Genomic DNA, 15,659 nt, shown 5'->3' on the forward strand with positions numbered 1-15,659 from the left:
CCGCTGTTTTACATTTCTTAACGTAGAACGGTGTCTGTCAGCAAATAATCATTATCGCTGTCCAAGAGCATGACTTTGTTTCCGCAGCATGGGAAGACAAGCAGCTTCTTTTTTCCCTCATGGACCTGAATAATATCGCGCGGCTTAAGGGGAAGCAGGACATTGTTTGTTCCGCAGAACGGGCATTCGAGTACATAGACATCTTTCATGATGATGTCGTAGGGCAGCGTCTTCTCAAAAGGAATCATGATGACTGATCCGGTTTGTCGGCCTGCTGGCCAGCGGCTTCCTTCGTGGCTAGCTCCGCGATTTTTTGCAGTAATATATGTTGCGGCATATGCATAAGATGCTCGATTGGCACCTTCAGTTCGGCAGCCAGCTTGATTGCGGTTTCCGGCGAGATTTGCAATGGCTTCATAATAAAATTACCTCCTAAATGTGTTACTTAGTATACGCCCCGTTGTCGAACAGCTCAAATGGGCAAATATGTACTTATAGTTATACACTTTTATTCCGCCCGGGATCAATACGGGGGACAAGAAAGGATGAATATAGCGATGGAACAATTAAGTAATCCGGTTACGCCGACATGGGATCTTGAAAAGATTTTTACGGGAGGTTCTTCCTCAGAGGCTTTCCGGTCCTTCCTTGACCAGTTGGAGGAAGATCTTTCCTCGTTGAATGAAGGTCTGAAAGGGGCCGAGGCTCCTAAACATGCGGAGGATACCGGCCGCTTCGATGACATGATCGAAGGCATGCAGAGCGCTTCCCGTCGCATTTTGGAAGCTTCGGGTTTTGTGGAGTGTTTGACGGCACAGGACCAGCACGACAAAAAAGCAGTGCAGCTTGAATCCAAAGTGACCGCGCTTCGAGCGAAGTACGAAACTGTGATGACGCTGTTTCAAAATATACTTCAGATGACGGAAGATTCCGTGTGGGAAGCATGGATGGCACGTCCCGAAATTTCGCCGATCTCGTTTGTGTTAAGTGAAAAGCGGCATGCGGCAAAAGAAAAGTTATCGCCTGATCTGGAGAGCTTGGTCTCGGACCTTGCCGTGGATGGCTATCATGGCTGGGGTCAGCATTACGATACGATCGTCGCCAAGGTAGGCGTTCCCTATACCGATGACAATGGAGAAACCGTGACTCTTTCTGTTGGCCAAGCGGCGAACAAGCTTGACGATCCTGACCGGAGCGTCCGGGATACGACATTCCGCAAATGGGAAGAGGCTTGGGGCGGGGTTGCCGATTATGCTGCGGACACCTTGAACCGGTTAGCCGGGTTCCGGTTGAAAGTATACGATAAGCGCGGTTGGGAAGATGTCTTGAAGGAGCCGCTTGATATTAACCGGATGTCCCGTGAAACGCTGGATACGATGTGGCAGGTGATTGAGGAAAGCAAACCGATCTTCGTCTCTTATTTGGAACGGAAGGCAAAGCTGTTAGGCCTGGAAAAGCTGAATTGGAGCGATGTGGATGCCCCGCTGGGCGAGGTTACGGGGAAAATCACCTATGACGAGGCCGCAGCCGAAATCGTCAAGCAATTCCGGAACTTCAGTCCGAAGCTGGCGGATTTTGCGGTGCAGGCCTTTAACGAAGGCTGGATCGAAGCGGAGGATCGTCCCGGTAAACGTCCGGGCGGGTTCTGTACTTCTCTGCCGGTGAGCAAGGAAACCCGGATATTCATGACCTTCGGGGGCACGGTTTCGAACATGGCGACGCTGGCGCACGAGCTTGGTCACGCTTATCATCAATATTTGATGGATGAGCTTCCGCAATTCAATCAGGACTATGCCATGAATGTAGCCGAAACGGCTTCCACCTTTGCGGAAATGATCGTGGCGGACGCCCTGGTCCGGAATGCGGCCAGTGAAAAGGAAAAAATCAGCCTTTTGGCGGACAAAATTCAAAGCGGCATCGCCTTCTTCATGAATATCCATGCCCGCTTCCTGTTTGAAACGCGGTTCTATGAGAAGCGCAAGCAGGGATTGCTGGAAGCGTCGGAATTGTGCACATTAATGGAAGAAGCGCAGCGGGAAGCGTTCCGCGGAGCATTAGGGGAATATCACCCGCATTTCTGGGCTTCCAAGCTGCATTTCTATATTACGGGTGTTCCGTTCTACAACTTCCCGTATACATTCGGATACCTGTTCAGTACCGGAATCTATGCGCTTGCCGCTCGCGAAGGAGCCGGTTTTGCCGACAAATATGACGCGCTGTTGATGGATACCGGCCGGATGACCGTTGAAGAATTGGCGGCTAAACATCTGAATGTAGACCTGAAAAAGCCTGATTTTTGGCGTGAAGCCGTGTCTGTAGTCGTGGAAGATGTGAAGCTGTTCCTGGAACTGACAAAGTAAAATCAATTGAGCGCAGCCCCGCTGTCAGGGATTATCCTGATGGCGGGGCTTTTTGCACCGATACCATATTTTTCAACTAAACATAATAAACGTGATGCCGATATTGAATTTAAGACAGATTAAGGAGGCGGATTAATGAAAAAGAAAACGTGGGTCATCGCTCTGACTTGCATCCTGGCTATAAGTTTGGTCGGCAGTCCGGTCTTTGCCAAAAACGACAACAAGGGAGCCAAACCGGACAAAAAAGAGGAAGTTTCGAAGCAAAACAAACCTAGCGGTAAACCGGTAAATGACAAAACGGAAAAAATCAATAATTCCGAAAATCAAAAGCAGCAGAAAGCGAAAGAAAAAGAAAAAGTTACCGTTACCGATGCGACATATACAGATAACAAGCGGGGGCCTCAAGGATATAAGGGGTTATTGCACACGATTGAAAATGTTAAGGATAAGCCTGCCGGCGCGGTGGTTGCCGAGATTTTGCTGAGTAAATACGACGCGCATTTGACCGATGAAATGAGAACCGAGCTGGAGGCGATCATCGAGGCCGAAGCTGCATTATCCGAAGCCGCAGATCTGTTGGACAAGCAAGGAAGCGTAACGGATGCGGTCTACGTCCAGAAGGAAGCCATCAAAGCGAATGTGAAAAACCTCGATGGATACAAGCAGCTTGGCAAGTATTATAAAAAGCTCGGCAAACATGGCGTGAAGCTGTTTGTAAACGGAGAAGAGTCGGCCTTGGCGGTGCCTCCGGTAGTGCAAGACGGGAATACGCTGGTGCCGTTCAGAACCATTGCAGAAGCGCTCCAGGCGGAAGTAAACTGGAACGAGAAAACGAAAACAATCACGATTACAAAGGAAGACATCACCATTAAGTTGATACTCGGCAGCAAAACGGCGCTTGTCAACGGGGAGAATAAGCAACTGGGAGTTCCCTCAACGACCGTAAAGGGCACCACGTTGGTCCCGGCCCGTTTCGTAAGTGAAGCTCTGGGGGCAGAGGTGAAATGGGAAGCGGAATCCGGTTCCGTAGTAGTTTACGAAGAAGAACAATCAAAATAATATGACAGAAGGCCGGCAGGGATACACCTTGCCGGCTTTTATGTCATGGGAAGCTATTTAATTTCTCATACCCGCTACGAAAGATGCTGCACCGACGACCCCGGCATGCTCACCTAACACGGCGGCATGAAGGAGAATTCCGTCGCCCCAGTAGACGGGCATGACGATACGGCGCACATGCTCGCCGATTCTGTCCAACAGGAAGTCTCCCTGAGCGGTAATGGCTCCAGCGAGGAGAAAGCGGCGGCAATTAAGAATGTGCGCCAGATTGGCGAGACCGATTGCGATAACTTCCGAATACTGGCCGACAAGATCCAGTGACCGCGCATCCCCGCCGCGGGCTACCGCGAACAGCTCCCTCGGATCCTGAACCCAGGAATCCGGGGCTTCATGTTCGCGCATCAGATTCTTAAGCCCGGTCACGGAAGCGTAGTTCTCCCAACAGCCACGATTGCCGCAAGTGCATGGAAGGCCGCCCATGGCGACGATATGGTGACCGAAGGCGCCGGCATAACCGTCGTCTCCGCCTTCGATCGTGCCGCCCTTGACGATGCATCCTCCAATTCCCGTACCTATAGCAACGCATGCAAAATCGGGAATGGCCTGAGCCGCTCCTTTCCATTGTTCACCCAACGCGATGGCATGGACATCGTTCATTACGGTGACCTGGAGCCCGGACTCCTGCTCCAGCAGTTGCCTTAGTGGGGTTCCTGTCCAGCCGGGTAAATGCTCCGTCGCATAGGAAACCGTGCCGGAGCGGTCGACCGAACCGGCGGTTCCTATGCCTATGCCGAGCAGTTGCATTCCTTCCTGTTCAGCGGTCCGCCGGTGCTCCTCGATAATGTCGTACAGTTTGGCAAGGAGGGCATCTCGGCCCCGCGAGGCCTCAGTCGGCGTAGTGCGGAAGTGTCTGACGCTGCCGTCCGCGCCGACTAGCGCCGATTTGATGCCGGTGCCTCCGAGATCGATGCCGATGGCGCCTCTTATCCGGTTCATCGGGCATTACCGGCTGACTCGGCCCCCCTGATGGTACGGACGAATTGTTCCGTCACCGAATGTGGACGGGTAATCACCGTTCCGACGACGACAGCGAAGGCACCCGCCTGCAGCGCTTCGGCGGCCTGTTCCGGATTCTGAATCCGCCCCTCGGCGATGACCGGTACCTGCACGGCGGCAGCCAGATCCTTCAACAGCTGGAAGTCAGGGGCTTCGCTCTGCGGGCTGTAAGGGGTATAGCCGGACAAGGTCGTGGAGATCAAATCAAATCCCAGCGCGGCGGCGGCGATTCCTTCCTCCAAGGTCGAAACATCGGCCATCAGTAATCGGCCGGGCTGCTTCCGGACGCCGGACACCAACGTTTCCAGTGTCTCTCCATTAGGCCGCACCCGCTCTGTAGCATCCACGGCGACGATATCGGCGCCCGCAGCAAACAGCAACTCCGCATCGGACAGGCACGGAGTAATGTAAACGTCCGAGCCGGGATAGTCCCGTTTCCAGATGCCGATGACCGGCAATCCGCAGCCTTCTTTAATAGCAGCCACATCCTGCGGCGAATTGGCCCGGATGGCCGCAGCTCCTCCGTTCTTGGCGGCATTCGCCATGGCTGTCATGATATGGCTTCCGTACAGCGCTTCTCCCGGATAAGCTTGACAGGATACGATCAGTTGTCCTTTCAACTGTTCCAGTATTTTCTCCATATTCTTTTTGACTCCTTTAATAAATATAGTCTTTAAAAATATATAAAGCGCATACAACTAGATATTTCAAAGTATAAAATCATTAAACAAACATGTAAAGAAAATAATTTTCTAATTTAACGGATATTTAGAAAAAAATAAACATAATCATTTACAAGCTGGAATTATTCTGCTACTTTAGAACTCAAGAAACAGCAAACCACATACTGAGGAGGAATTGCCAAGATGGAGTCGTTTGACGTCATAGTAATGGGCGGCGGCATTTCCGGTACGATGGCCGCAGTGGCGGCCGCCAAGTCGGGCGCAAAGACGCTGATCGTGGAGCAGCAGGGCTATCTGGGCGGTACTTTGACCGCCAATGGAGTCGGCCCGATGATGACTTTTCATGCCGGGGAGAAGCAGGCTATTCAGGGATTTACGGATGAATTGATCGAAAGGCTGAAAGGGATCGGCAAATCGCCGGGGCATATTTTTGATACGGTCGGGTTCACGTACTCGGTGACTCCGTTCGATGCCGAGGCTATGAAGGTAGAACTGGAATCCATGATCCTGGAGAATGGGGGACAGATTCTGTACCACACGATGCTGGCTGAGGTGCATACGGAGGACCAGCGGATTACCGAAATTACGGTTTGCAACAAGTCCGGGTTGAGCAAGCTGTCCGCCAAAGTCTTCATCGACGGTACGGGGGACGGCGACCTGTCCGTTCGTGCGGGGGCTCCTTTCACGAAAGGACGCGAAAGCGATGGAGCGACCCAGCCGATGACCTTGAAGATGAAGATGATTAACGTCGATATTCCTAAAGTGAAGGCTTATATCCATGCCCATCCGGAGGATTTTCCGCTTTACAATGGCGACACCTCGATCATTGAGAAAGCTCCGCGGCTGTCGACCGCCGGCTTTGTCAGTCTGTTCAAGAAAGCGAAGGAGAACGGCGAGATTTCCATTCCGCGGGAGGATATTCTCTTCTTCGAAACGAATACACCGGGCGAGGTGATCATGAACACGACGCGGATTCTCGGGCATGACGGTACGGATGCATGGAGCCTAAGCCGGGCCGAGACGGAAGGTCGCAAGCAATGCAGGGAATTGGAGCGTTTTATGAAAAAATACGTTCCCGGTTTTGAAAACGCTGTCGTGGAATCTACCGGCCCAGCGATCGGCGTGCGCGGATCACGACAAATCATCGGCCTCTATACGTTGACGGCGCAAGATATTCTGTCGCAGACGAAGTTTGAGGATACGATTGCCCATTCCGGCTATCCGATCGATATCCACAGTCCCGACGGTGAAGGAACGAAGCATGAAAAGCTGGAATGGGGCGGCATGTACAGCATTCCTTACCGTTGCCTGATTACGCCGACTATCAAAAATGTTATCGTTATCGGCCGTTGCCTGTCCGCCACTTTCGAAGCCCAGGCCGCCGTCAGAACAACGCCAACGACCGGCGCCATCGGGCATGCCGGAGGGGTTGCCGCAGCGCAGGCAGCGTTGCATAACCTGGATGTCCAGCAGGTTGACGTAACCCGGGTACAAAGCGAACTGAAAAAGCAAGGCGCGTACCTGGAGCTTTAATTTGGACAAGAGAACTAACGATAGAAACCGGTTGTTTCTTAATTTGAATGATAAAGGGGATTGAACCATGAGTTCAATGATGTGGGTACAGGCAATTGGCATTTTAGTCGTATTTCTTGTCTTTTCGGCGCTGATGATGACCCGGAAGCTGCCGACGATTCTGGCGCTGCCATGTATGGCGATTCTGTTTGCATTGATCGCGGGCGTGCCTTGGTCTTCCAGTACTCCCGATACGGCCACGCTTAGCGGGACGATTCTTGCCCAAGGCTCCATGCGGCTGTCTACGGCGATAGCCGGGCTAATTTTCGGCGCCTGGTTCGGCCAGATCTTGAATAAAGTCGGGATTACCAAGGCTATTATCCGTAAAGCTGCCGAGCTGGCCGGCGACAAACCGGTGCTGATCGCCCTATTGTTCTTCGTTACGGCATCGGTTATTTTTTCCGCGGCAAGCGGTCTCGGAATGGTTATTCTCGTAGGGACGATCATTATCCCGATTATGCTGACCGCCGGAATTAGTCAATTTCTTGCCTCCGTCGTTCTGCTGACTTCCGTAGGCGTCGGGGTACTGTTCAACGTTTCCAACTGGGCGGTTTACGTGGATGTCATGGGTCTGCCGGTTTCCACCGTTGCTGACTATACTTTGATCGCCGCTTTACCGCTTATCGTAATCAGCATGATCATGATCGTGTTTTATGCCCGCCGCGATGGACGCGGACGCAAAGCATGGGCCATGCCGGCTACTTCTCCGACTCCTGAAGGAGGTCGAAAAGTGCCAACCATCGCTCTGATCAGCCCATTGGTTCCTGTAATTATGGTTTTTGCCTTTAAAATGGACATCGTGCCTGCCGTCATCATCGGTGCGGTTGCCACGTTGCTGCTGTCCTGGCCGAAACGTCCGGTACATGTGCTTTCCAGCTCCCTGGTGGAGGGAATTCAGGATGTGGCCGGAGCCTTGGGGCTGATGATCGGGATCGGTATGCTGGTCAATGCGGTTATGGCGCCTCAGGTTACGGCGATCATTTCGCCGGTCATCGAATCGGTGCTGCCGAACAGCCCGTGGATGTACATCCTGTTCTTTACGATTTTGTCGCCGCTGGCAATTTACCGCGGTCCGCTTAACGTGTGGGGCCTGGGTAGCGGGATCGCCGCTCTGTTCGTAGGGGCGGGCATGACGCCGATCGCTGCTATGCTGGCGCTTCGGGTAGTCAGCAATGTGCAGTCCGTTTCCGATCCGACCAACTCCCACAATGTTTGGGTGGCCGATTTTACGAAGAGTGACATTAACGAAATTTTGAAGCGGACTCTGCCCTGGATGGTTGCAGCCGTGTTGATCTCCATGGTGTGGGGCTCGTTCGTAGTTTTTTAGAATAAAGACGCCATGGATATAGAGAGATAGGAGGGAGATATGAAATGGGTCGAAAAGTAAGGGTTGGCATTGATGTCGGCGGTACGTTTACGGATGCGGTCGTGCTGGATAATGAAACGTTTGAGATCATCGAAAAAATGAAAATTCCGACCACCCATCACGATGAGGACGGTGTGGCGAAGGGAATTGTGCAGATTTTGCAAAGCATCTTGGAGAGTAAAGGCATTGCTCCGGAGGATGTAGCTTTCATCGCCCACGGGACAACGCAGGCGACCAACGCTCTGCTGGAAGGGGATGTCGCCAGAGTCGGCATCCTCGGCATGGGGGCGGGAATGGACGGATTGAGCGCGCGCAGCGAGTCCAATCCGGGACAGATCGAACTCGCGCCAGGTAAAAACCTGCAGACCTACCATACGTACCAGGACTCCAAAAACTTGAAGGATGAAGCCGTGGAGCAGGGCTTGGAGGATCTGCTTTCTCAAGGGGCCGAAGTCATCGTAGCTTCGGAAGCCTACAGCGTGGATGATCCGACGAGTGAACTGCGCGTCGTCGAAGCGGCAAACCGGCGTGGCGTGTTCGCGACCGGCGGACATGAAATCTCCCAGTTATACGGCCTGCGGACTCGGACCAGGACGGCAGTAATCAACGCCAGTCTGATTCCCAAGATGATGGAGACGGCCAATATGACCGAGAAATCGGTCAAGAACGCGAACATCACCTCACAGCTGATGATCATGCGCTGCGACGGCGGGGTTATGAGCATCGACGAGGTGCGCAAGCGTCCGATCCTGACGATGCTCTCGGGGCTGGCCGCCGGCGTCGCGGGGGCGCTGATGTACGAGAAAATATCCGACGGCATCTTTTTTGAAGTCGGCGGAACGAGCGTGGATATTTCGGTCATCAAAAACGGCAAGGTCATGATCCAAAACGCGCAGGTCGGGGGACACCGCACCTACCTGCAGTCCCTGGATGTCCGGACCTTGGGCATAGCGGGCGGCAGTATGATCCGCGTGTCAGGCGGCAAGATCGTCGACGTCGGCCCGCGGAGTGCCCATATTGCCGGGAAGGCCTATGAATGCTTCGCCGATCCGGGCGAATTGAAGGATGCGCAAGTTCTGTTCATCAGTCCGCGCGAAGGTGACGCCGCCGAATACGCCATTGTCCGGGGGAGCGGCGGGGAGTTTTCCTTTACGCTGGCGGGAGCGGCTAACCTGCTCGGCTACGTGCCGGAAGGGGACTATGCGTACGCCGGGAAGCAAAGTGCGGAACTGGCGTGGGACGCTTTGGGCGCGCATCTGGGAATGTCCGGAGAGTCGGCAGCCCGCCAGGTGATGGATATCGCCATCGAGAAGACAATGAAGACGGTTAATGAAATGATTGCCGAGTACGAGCTCGACCGTTCTTTCGTCACTCTGGTCGGCGGAGGCGGCAGCGGAGCCGTCCTGATACCTGCCATGGCCGAGAAAGAGCAAATGAAATGGCAGATCGCCAAGAATGCGCCCTTTATCTCGACGATTGGGGTAGCTCTGGCTATGGTCAAGGAGCAGATCGAACGGACGGTCATCAACCCGATCGAAGCGGATATCAAGCGGATTCGCAGCGATGTGATGGATAAGATCGTTCAGTCCGGTGCGAGCGAAGAAACCGTTGAAATCATGATCGAGATCGATAATCAGAAGAACATTTTGCGAGCGATCGCTACCGGTTCAACCGAGCTCCGGTCCAAGGATTTGGGACAGGCGGCTTTGACGGAAGAGGAAATGCGAAGTATTGCGGCGAGCTCTGTGGACGTGCCGCCCGATTCGATGGTCCTGGCTGCCCAAACCGGCCGCTGGCATTTGTTCGCCAGCGAGGAAATTCGCAAATCCTTCTTCGGCTTGCTGAAGAAGAAGCGCACTTCCGTCAGCGTGGTAGACAGGGAGGGCGTGGTCCGGTTCAAGCAGGCCGGGGTTCATTACGGTCAGTTTGCCAAGAAGCAGCGGCATGATGCCTTTGTGGCTTTCCTGGATGACCACACGATTTATTCGGATGCAAATGCGACAATTCCGAAGGTATTCTTATTTTTCCGGGAAAAAATGCTCGATCTGACCGGAATGCAGACGAAGGAGCAAATGTTGTCCATTTTGGATATGGAGACGGAAATGCTGGGTGAAGAGGAATTTTGGCTTGCGGTAGCGTATCAATAACCGGAAGCGGAAGGGAGCTGATGGAGCCATGACGGGGGTACGAAATAAGGAACAAGTCTTCAAGATCCGCGGTTTGGGGCTTAGCGATGAGGTGCTGGCTTTGGCCGAGCTGGAGCGGGATCCGGTTTTTCATAAAATCGCGCCCGACAAGTACGGATATTATCTGTCCCGTTCCTTGGACATGGGCAGGGAAGCCGCGGACCGGTTGAAAGGCCGGGATATCCGGGAGCTGCTCGATCAAGCGGGCGTGAAGTTTAACTTGGCGGCCGCGGCGGGTACGGGAGCCTTCAAGGTCGCGCTCCGGGCCCAGTTGGACTGGAGCGGGGAGGTGCCGAAGATTACCGTTTACCGGGAATCCATGCACCAGCTTCAAATGGCGGCTGAGGCCGCGGAGGGAGCGCTTGGTCCGGTTACCTTCGACAGGATTGTGGACATCCATCTGGCACATGAGTACTATCACTTGCTGGAGTACCGCAGCGGGCAATTTACGAATGAACTGCTGGAGCCGGTGGAGTGCCTGAAAATCGGCCCCTTCCGCAGAACGGCGACGATTCTGCAGAGCAGCGAAATTGCAGCACACGCCTTCTGCAAAGGTCTTCTCGGCTTGCCTTATTTACCCAGCCTATTGGATAATATTTATTTGATGCAGACAGGCCATATGAAAATGGAGCAGTTTACGGAAAATGTGAAAAAGTGGAAAATGATTTTGGGCGAGAATGGACTCCATATGCTATAATAAGTAAATCGTTTATTGCGTGAGAACGTTTTTACAGGACGTTTTTTCGCAAATGCAGGAGGACATATCATGGCTTCGCAAGTACCCGCGGTGATTGCAAAGATCATTTCGCTTAAGCAAAAGTTTACTTACGGTGAAAACCAGATCGCTCAATTTGTGATTCACAATTCCGAATTTATCAGCCAACATACGATTACGGCGCTTGCCAATGAAATCGGCGTATCGGAAACGAGCATCAACCGGTTTTGCAAGAAGATCGGCTTCAAGGGCTTTAACGATTTCAAGATCGCCATTGCCCAGGATACATTCTACCGGGAAATGCAGACGCGGAAAAAAGAACGCCGCGAAATCACGCCGATCGATGGACTGGCTCTCGATTACAACGAGCTGGTCGTCAATACGTCGGCTATGGTTTCCGAGGAGGCGCTGCTGAACGTGGCGGAAATGCTGAAGAAGGCCAGACGCATTCATATATTCGGCATTTTTGATTCCTTCTTGCCCGCTATGGCTTTGAAGAACCGTCTGACGATGATCGGAATCAGCGCCGAGGCCAGCAACGACAGCAGGGCGATGAAAATCGCGGCGTCCCAAGCTACGGCGGAGGACATCGTCATCGCGTTTACCCGTTCCGGCGCGACGCCCGAAATCATCGACGCGGTTTCCACGGCGCAGATGAATCAGGCGAAGACGGTGGCCATCACCTGTTATGATTCTTCGCCGGTTACCGAGGCCGCGGAAACGAATATCATCGTACCGGACAAAATGTCGGTCAGCAACAGTGCGATGATGTCGAATCACATTACATTTTTATTTGTAGTGGATGCCGTCACGAGCCTGCTTATATCCTCGGACAAATCCTATCTGAAGAAGAAGCTGGACAGCGAGGGCATTATTTCCAGTCGCCCTTCGGTGACGGAGTATTATTGATAGAAAATTCCCAAAAAAGCGGTTTGCCGACGGAGGCTAGCCGCTTTTTGTTATCTGTCTTGAATAGGAGCTAATTCGTACCGCGGCTTCGAGTTATTATAACTTGCTTGATGCTTAGACAAAGCAGGTCGAGGACAAAATAAGAAGTGGGGTAGTTAGTTACAGATTTAGGAGGAGACCAATATGAAGGTAGCGATTATGGGGGCCGGGTTATCAGGGTTGGCCTGCGCTATTCGCCTGGAGCAGTTGGGAATATATCCGGATATTTTCGAGAAGCGGGGAAGCATCGGGGACCGATTCGTCAACGGAGAGGTGCTGCTTACGATTTTTTCGCGACCGGTTCGTGACGAGATCTCCTATTTGGCGGATCAATATCAAATCTATCTTCACCCGACAGGGCATATCGGCGAGTTCATCATTCACTCCGAGCACGAACAGGCGAAATTGAGCGGACACCTGGGTTTCAGCAATATCCGCGGCCGACATGAGAACTCTTTCGAAAATCAGCTTGGCCGCCAGGTCAAGTCGAACATTCATTATCATTCAGAGCATACCTATGAAGAGCTGGTAAGGGATTATACTCATGTCATCGTGGCGACAGGCGATGCGGAATACGCATCCGAAATGAGAAATTTCGAGGTTGATCTTACAGTCACACTTAAAGGTGCAACGGTAGAAGGAGATTTTTCGCGTTACTGCGTGATGTGCTGGCTGGATGACCGCTACGCCCCGAAAGGCTACGGATATTTGATTCCTTATTCGGAGACAGAGGCTAACCTCGTGATTGCCTTCCCGGATGAGTTGCATTCCACGCCCGACAGCGGCGACGAGAAATGGAAGCTGTTTTATGAACGTGTATGCTCGGATTTAGGACAAAATTTTAAGATAACCGATCATTTTGAAGTGAACAACTACATGATCGGGCAGTGCAATGAGCCCAGAATAGGAAATTCATTGTTTACGGGTAATTGCCTTGGGACGATTATGCCTTTGTTTGGATTTGGCCAGTTCCCTGCGATGTTGTCGGGAATTTATGCGGCGGAAGACTTATGCGGTCTTGGATCCTATATCGAAACAACAAAAGAAATACGTGAAAGTTACCAAAATTCGATGATTCTCCGCAAGTGGTATGAAAAGATGAATAATTCACAAAAAGATAAGCTCGTAAAAAAGATGAATGGGTATTGGGGAGAGAAGCTGCTCACTACACAGATGGATGTGTTGAAAATAATCTCCCGATTTTTGCGGTGGGGAGGGAAGTGACTTGGAAGGATAATTTTCGCATGTCGAAAGAACGGAAAATATGTTGAATTATAGAAGAGAAAGGGGGTAAAGTCATATTTTGCATAGTAATAAATAACCATTTTTGTTGTATATTGTTGATGCATATATAAGTATGTCCTATAATGAGACGTAAGCCCTAAGGTGCTAGGGTACTACACGGGAAGGGAGGGTGAATATGCTGAATACCGATCAGCTATCACTCGCTAGACAGGTGGATATGGTCTTTAAAGAGTTGGAATCAGAGCTTGGCGGAATGACATCGGGGACCGTATTCATCCAAATCCGAAACAACGGGATCGGAAAATTCGGGATTAGACATCATCCGATCGCAGGCCGGAACGGCCGCATGGTGGACGAGGAAGCCGGATTATCGGCAACTCAGCTTCATTCTTTTCGTACGATGGCCATTGAAGCATTAAGATACAAGAAATATTGGACCCATGGGGAAATCAGCTATGACTTTGCAATCAGGCAGGACATGATTGTCGTTGACGCCATCCTAGAATCCAATTACAACATGGCTAATCTGATGATTCAGCGTTATCCGCGAAAGAATCATATTCATACATACCAAGATGCTGACGTATCTTCCTGATTTATGAACTTATAATGTAAAAGACAGGCGACCTGCTAGCGCAGACCGCCTGTCTCCCTATATGGTATAGGGGGAAACTGAAAACCGATTACAGGTTCGAACGACCCGACAATTGCTGCTCTGCCAATTGTACCAGACGTTTTGTGATATAACCCCCGAGGGAGCCGGTTTCACGGGAAGTGTAGTTCCCATAGTAACCGTCTTGCGGGATTTGCACGCCCAATTCTTGAGCTGCCTCATATTTCAACTGTTGCAATGCAGCAGTTGCTTGAGGAACTACAAGGTTGTTAGAGCGGCTACCGCGGCCTTGGTTTTGACCTGCCATATTTGTCACCTCCTTTGGCCTTTGTGATGTTAGTATGGTTTCTGGAGCGCAAAATATTCGGCTTATCGTCAAACTATAGCAGTGGTAATTATTGCATTTCTCCCAGCAACAAATAAGGAGCCACTTCCCGTTAGGGAGATGGCTCCTTATTATAAGATGCTTTTAAGCTTCTTCAGAAGGATAGATCATATCCAGGTTTACGTTCAATTCCAGCGTCTGCCCCGGCTGAAGATCGATCAGGCCGGTTTCTGAATCCGGAAGTCCGGAATTCGGAGCGTCCGGCAGCCAGGTGTAAGGCTCGATGCAAAGGAATTGATCCGCTTCTCCTTTTGTATAGAGAACCCAGTGTTTGAAATAGGCCGGGTCCGCGGAATAATGCAGCCCATATCCGTCGCTGCGAATCAATTCGGCAAGAACGGGATTCTGACCTATTTTAAACATCGTATCAAAGTTTCTGCCTTTCATATTCAATCCGTCGTTCAATGCCGCGAGTTCTCCCAATGGAGCAGTTTCCCCGGTAGTGATTAATTCTTCATCGGATGAATAGATGCTGTCTACCGGCAGCTTCAGAGTCCATTGATCAGGCTCTCCGTCAAGCAGGAACCAGGTGTGAAGGCCTAAACCAAAAGGTGCGGGCTGGTCGCCCAAATGACTTATTTTAAAAGTTTGTTTCAAGGAAGACCCCTGTAAACGAAGGGTCATCTCCAGTTTTAAAGGAACCGGATATTGGCGCATCCAGTTGGGATCATCACTCGTCATAAATTCCGTGGTAATCGCGCAACCGTCTTCGTCCTCATCGATATCGCTGACACACCATGCCTGAGTGCGGTGAAGTCCATGGATGTGATTGTCATTTGCTGTATTCTGGTCGAATTGGTACTCCTGACCGGCATACGTAAAATGCCCTCTGCGAATTCGGCCTGGGGGAATTAACAGCGGAACCCCGAAATGATACGGCTTTTGCAGATAGAACTCAAGATCGTCTTCCTCCGGACGGCGCAGAACGTCGCGTTGCCGGGCATGATCCCATATGCTAATGACATTATTGCCAAGGCGGGGTAGCAGTGTGACTTCAAGTTCGCGGCTATGTAAGATATACGTATCGTAACCATTCCATTGCCCTTTGGTCACTTTTTTCATATCGTTGCTCCTTTTCCCACATAATAATCGTAACCCTAAGCTTGAGACTATAATAACACTTTTTTTCCGGGACGAAAAATGGATTTGACATGGCGGCTTGAAGAACTATATGATGAGCTTATATTAATGGGTGAATAAATGTAATGCGATGACAGGGACAAGTAAGCAAAAGTTTCATTTCTGCAGAAAGCCGGTGGTTGATGCGAACCGGAGGAAGAACCTTGCCGAATGGACCCTTGAGCGCCGTGCAGAACCGGAAAGGATTCTTCCTTACGCAGTATGCCGGCCGTCTGATTCCACGTTACGGAAGATAAGGCCGGGAGCCTGATGACGATTTATGTCATGAAGTTATTTTCCCGGTGAATAAGGGTGGCACCACGGTCTCACGTCCCTTGAGGATGTGGGGCCT

15 protein-coding genes and 1 other annotated feature are annotated in these 15,659 nt (G+C 51.5%); of the genes, 9 read left to right on the plus strand and 6 right to left on the minus strand.

Annotated elements, in window-relative coordinates; genetic code table 11:
* Positions 1-17 precede the first annotated feature (17 nt).
* Both KJS57_RS18425 and KJS57_RS18430 read right to left on the minus strand, forming a co-directional pair.
* Positions 18-248: a hypothetical protein gene (locus KJS57_RS18425; protein WP_211025934.1), complete on the minus strand. Its 231-nt coding sequence runs from the start codon at positions 246-248 to the stop codon at positions 18-20.
* Positions 245-418, minus strand: coding sequence for a YycC family protein (locus KJS57_RS18430; protein WP_211025936.1), 174 nt, complete (start codon positions 416-418; stop codon positions 245-247). Before KJS57_RS18430 ends, KJS57_RS18425 begins: the two co-directional genes overlap by 4 nt.
* Positions 419-557: 139 nt before the next feature.
* Between KJS57_RS18430 and KJS57_RS18435 the strand changes: the two genes are divergently transcribed.
* Positions 558-2,360 carry a M3 family oligoendopeptidase gene (locus tag KJS57_RS18435; protein WP_213655909.1) on the plus strand — a complete coding sequence of 601 codons (1,803 nt, stop codon included), beginning with the start codon at positions 558-560 and terminating at the stop codon, positions 2,358-2,360.
* Between the two features lie 135 nt (positions 2,361-2,495).
* Positions 2,496-3,419, plus strand: coding sequence for a copper amine oxidase N-terminal domain-containing protein (locus KJS57_RS18440; RefSeq protein WP_213655910.1), 924 nt, complete (start codon positions 2,496-2,498; stop codon positions 3,417-3,419).
* A 57-nt stretch (positions 3,420-3,476) separates the two neighbouring features.
* On the opposite strand, the gene KJS57_RS18445 is transcribed toward KJS57_RS18440, so the two are convergent.
* Entirely contained in the window at positions 3,477-4,415 is a 939-nt protein-coding gene (locus KJS57_RS18445; RefSeq protein ID WP_213655911.1) for an ROK family protein, read from the minus strand.
* A complete protein-coding gene (locus KJS57_RS18450) occupies positions 4,412-5,116 on the minus strand; it encodes an N-acetylmannosamine-6-phosphate 2-epimerase (protein WP_213655912.1) in 705 nt (234 codons plus the stop codon). Before KJS57_RS18450 ends, KJS57_RS18445 begins: the two co-directional genes overlap by 4 nt.
* A gap of 225 nt (positions 5,117-5,341) precedes the next feature.
* Here KJS57_RS18450 and KJS57_RS18455 point away from each other — a divergent pair, with 225 nt between their 5' ends.
* The 7 genes from KJS57_RS18455 (at position 5,342) to KJS57_RS18485 (ending at position 13,785) form a co-directional block, all read left to right on the plus strand.
* Positions 5,342-6,691, plus strand: coding sequence for an FAD-dependent oxidoreductase (locus KJS57_RS18455; protein WP_213655913.1), 1,350 nt, complete (start codon positions 5,342-5,344; stop codon positions 6,689-6,691).
* A 67-nt stretch (positions 6,692-6,758) separates the two neighbouring features.
* Positions 6,759-8,057 carry a citrate transporter gene (locus tag KJS57_RS18460; protein ID WP_213655914.1) on the plus strand — a complete coding sequence of 433 codons (1,299 nt, stop codon included), beginning with the start codon at positions 6,759-6,761 and terminating at the stop codon, positions 8,055-8,057.
* A 44-nt stretch (positions 8,058-8,101) separates the two neighbouring features.
* Positions 8,102-10,243, plus strand: coding sequence for a hydantoinase/oxoprolinase family protein (locus KJS57_RS18465; protein ID WP_213655915.1), 2,142 nt, complete (start codon positions 8,102-8,104; stop codon positions 10,241-10,243).
* Positions 10,244-10,271: 28 nt separating this feature from the next.
* Positions 10,272-10,979 carry a hypothetical protein gene (locus tag KJS57_RS18470; RefSeq protein ID WP_213655916.1) on the plus strand — a complete coding sequence of 236 codons (708 nt, stop codon included), beginning with the start codon at positions 10,272-10,274 and terminating at the stop codon, positions 10,977-10,979.
* Positions 10,980-11,048: 69 nt separating this feature from the next.
* Positions 11,049-11,906 (plus strand): MurR/RpiR family transcriptional regulator, encoded by an 858-nt coding sequence (locus KJS57_RS18475; RefSeq protein WP_213655917.1) that lies wholly within the window; start codon positions 11,049-11,051, stop codon positions 11,904-11,906.
* A gap of 183 nt (positions 11,907-12,089) precedes the next feature.
* Positions 12,090-13,169, plus strand: coding sequence for an NAD(P)/FAD-dependent oxidoreductase (locus KJS57_RS18480; protein ID WP_213655918.1), 1,080 nt, complete (start codon positions 12,090-12,092; stop codon positions 13,167-13,169).
* Between the two features lie 196 nt (positions 13,170-13,365).
* Positions 13,366-13,785, plus strand: coding sequence for an O-methyltransferase (locus KJS57_RS18485; protein ID WP_213655919.1), 420 nt, complete (start codon positions 13,366-13,368; stop codon positions 13,783-13,785).
* Positions 13,786-13,873: 88 nt separating this feature from the next.
* Here KJS57_RS18485 and KJS57_RS18490 read toward each other — a convergent pair whose 3' ends face one another.
* Together KJS57_RS18490 and KJS57_RS18495 are read right to left on the minus strand one after the other, a co-directional pair.
* Entirely contained in the window at positions 13,874-14,110 is a 237-nt protein-coding gene (locus KJS57_RS18490) for an alpha/beta-type small acid-soluble spore protein (RefSeq protein ID WP_211025960.1), read from the minus strand.
* 162 nt (positions 14,111-14,272) lie between these two features.
* A complete protein-coding gene (locus KJS57_RS18495; RefSeq protein WP_213655920.1) occupies positions 14,273-15,250 on the minus strand; it encodes an aldose 1-epimerase in 978 nt (325 codons plus the stop codon).
* 139 nt (positions 15,251-15,389) lie between these two features.
* Positions 15,390-15,646 (plus strand) — a binding site (T-box leader).
* Positions 15,647-15,659 lie beyond the last annotated feature (13 nt).

The organism is Paenibacillus vini, assembly GCF_018403325.1.
In the GTDB taxonomy this organism is placed as follows: Bacteria; Bacillota; Bacilli; order Paenibacillales; family Paenibacillaceae; genus Fontibacillus; species Fontibacillus vini.

Excerpts from the sequence above, each read along its gene's own strand:
- KJS57_RS18425 (WP_211025934.1), bottom strand. The coding sequence starts at position 248 with ATGATTCCTTTTGAGAAGACGCTGCCCTACGACATCATCATGAAAGAT.
- KJS57_RS18430 (WP_211025936.1), bottom strand. The coding sequence starts at position 418 with ATGAAGCCATTGCAAATCTCGCCGGAAACCGCAATCAAGCTGGCTGCC.
- KJS57_RS18435 (WP_213655909.1), top strand. The coding sequence starts at position 558 with ATGGAACAATTAAGTAATCCGGTTACGCCGACATGGGATCTTGAAAAG.
- KJS57_RS18440 (WP_213655910.1), top strand. The coding sequence starts at position 2,496 with ATGAAAAAGAAAACGTGGGTCATCGCTCTGACTTGCATCCTGGCTATA.
- KJS57_RS18445 (WP_213655911.1), bottom strand. The coding sequence starts at position 4,415 with ATGAACCGGATAAGAGGCGCCATCGGCATCGATCTCGGAGGCACCGGC.
- KJS57_RS18450 (WP_213655912.1), bottom strand. The coding sequence starts at position 5,116 with ATGGAGAAAATACTGGAACAGTTGAAAGGACAACTGATCGTATCCTGT.
- KJS57_RS18455 (WP_213655913.1), top strand. The coding sequence starts at position 5,342 with ATGGAGTCGTTTGACGTCATAGTAATGGGCGGCGGCATTTCCGGTACG.
- KJS57_RS18460 (WP_213655914.1), top strand. The coding sequence starts at position 6,759 with ATGAGTTCAATGATGTGGGTACAGGCAATTGGCATTTTAGTCGTATTT.
- KJS57_RS18465 (WP_213655915.1), top strand. The coding sequence starts at position 8,102 with ATGGGTCGAAAAGTAAGGGTTGGCATTGATGTCGGCGGTACGTTTACG.
- KJS57_RS18470 (WP_213655916.1), top strand. The coding sequence starts at position 10,272 with ATGACGGGGGTACGAAATAAGGAACAAGTCTTCAAGATCCGCGGTTTG.
- KJS57_RS18475 (WP_213655917.1), top strand. The coding sequence starts at position 11,049 with ATGGCTTCGCAAGTACCCGCGGTGATTGCAAAGATCATTTCGCTTAAG.
- KJS57_RS18480 (WP_213655918.1), top strand. The coding sequence starts at position 12,090 with ATGAAGGTAGCGATTATGGGGGCCGGGTTATCAGGGTTGGCCTGCGCT.
- KJS57_RS18485 (WP_213655919.1), top strand. The coding sequence starts at position 13,366 with ATGCTGAATACCGATCAGCTATCACTCGCTAGACAGGTGGATATGGTC.
- KJS57_RS18490 (WP_211025960.1), bottom strand. The coding sequence starts at position 14,110 with ATGGCAGGTCAAAACCAAGGCCGCGGTAGCCGCTCTAACAACCTTGTA.
- KJS57_RS18495 (WP_213655920.1), bottom strand. The coding sequence starts at position 15,250 with ATGAAAAAAGTGACCAAAGGGCAATGGAATGGTTACGATACGTATATC.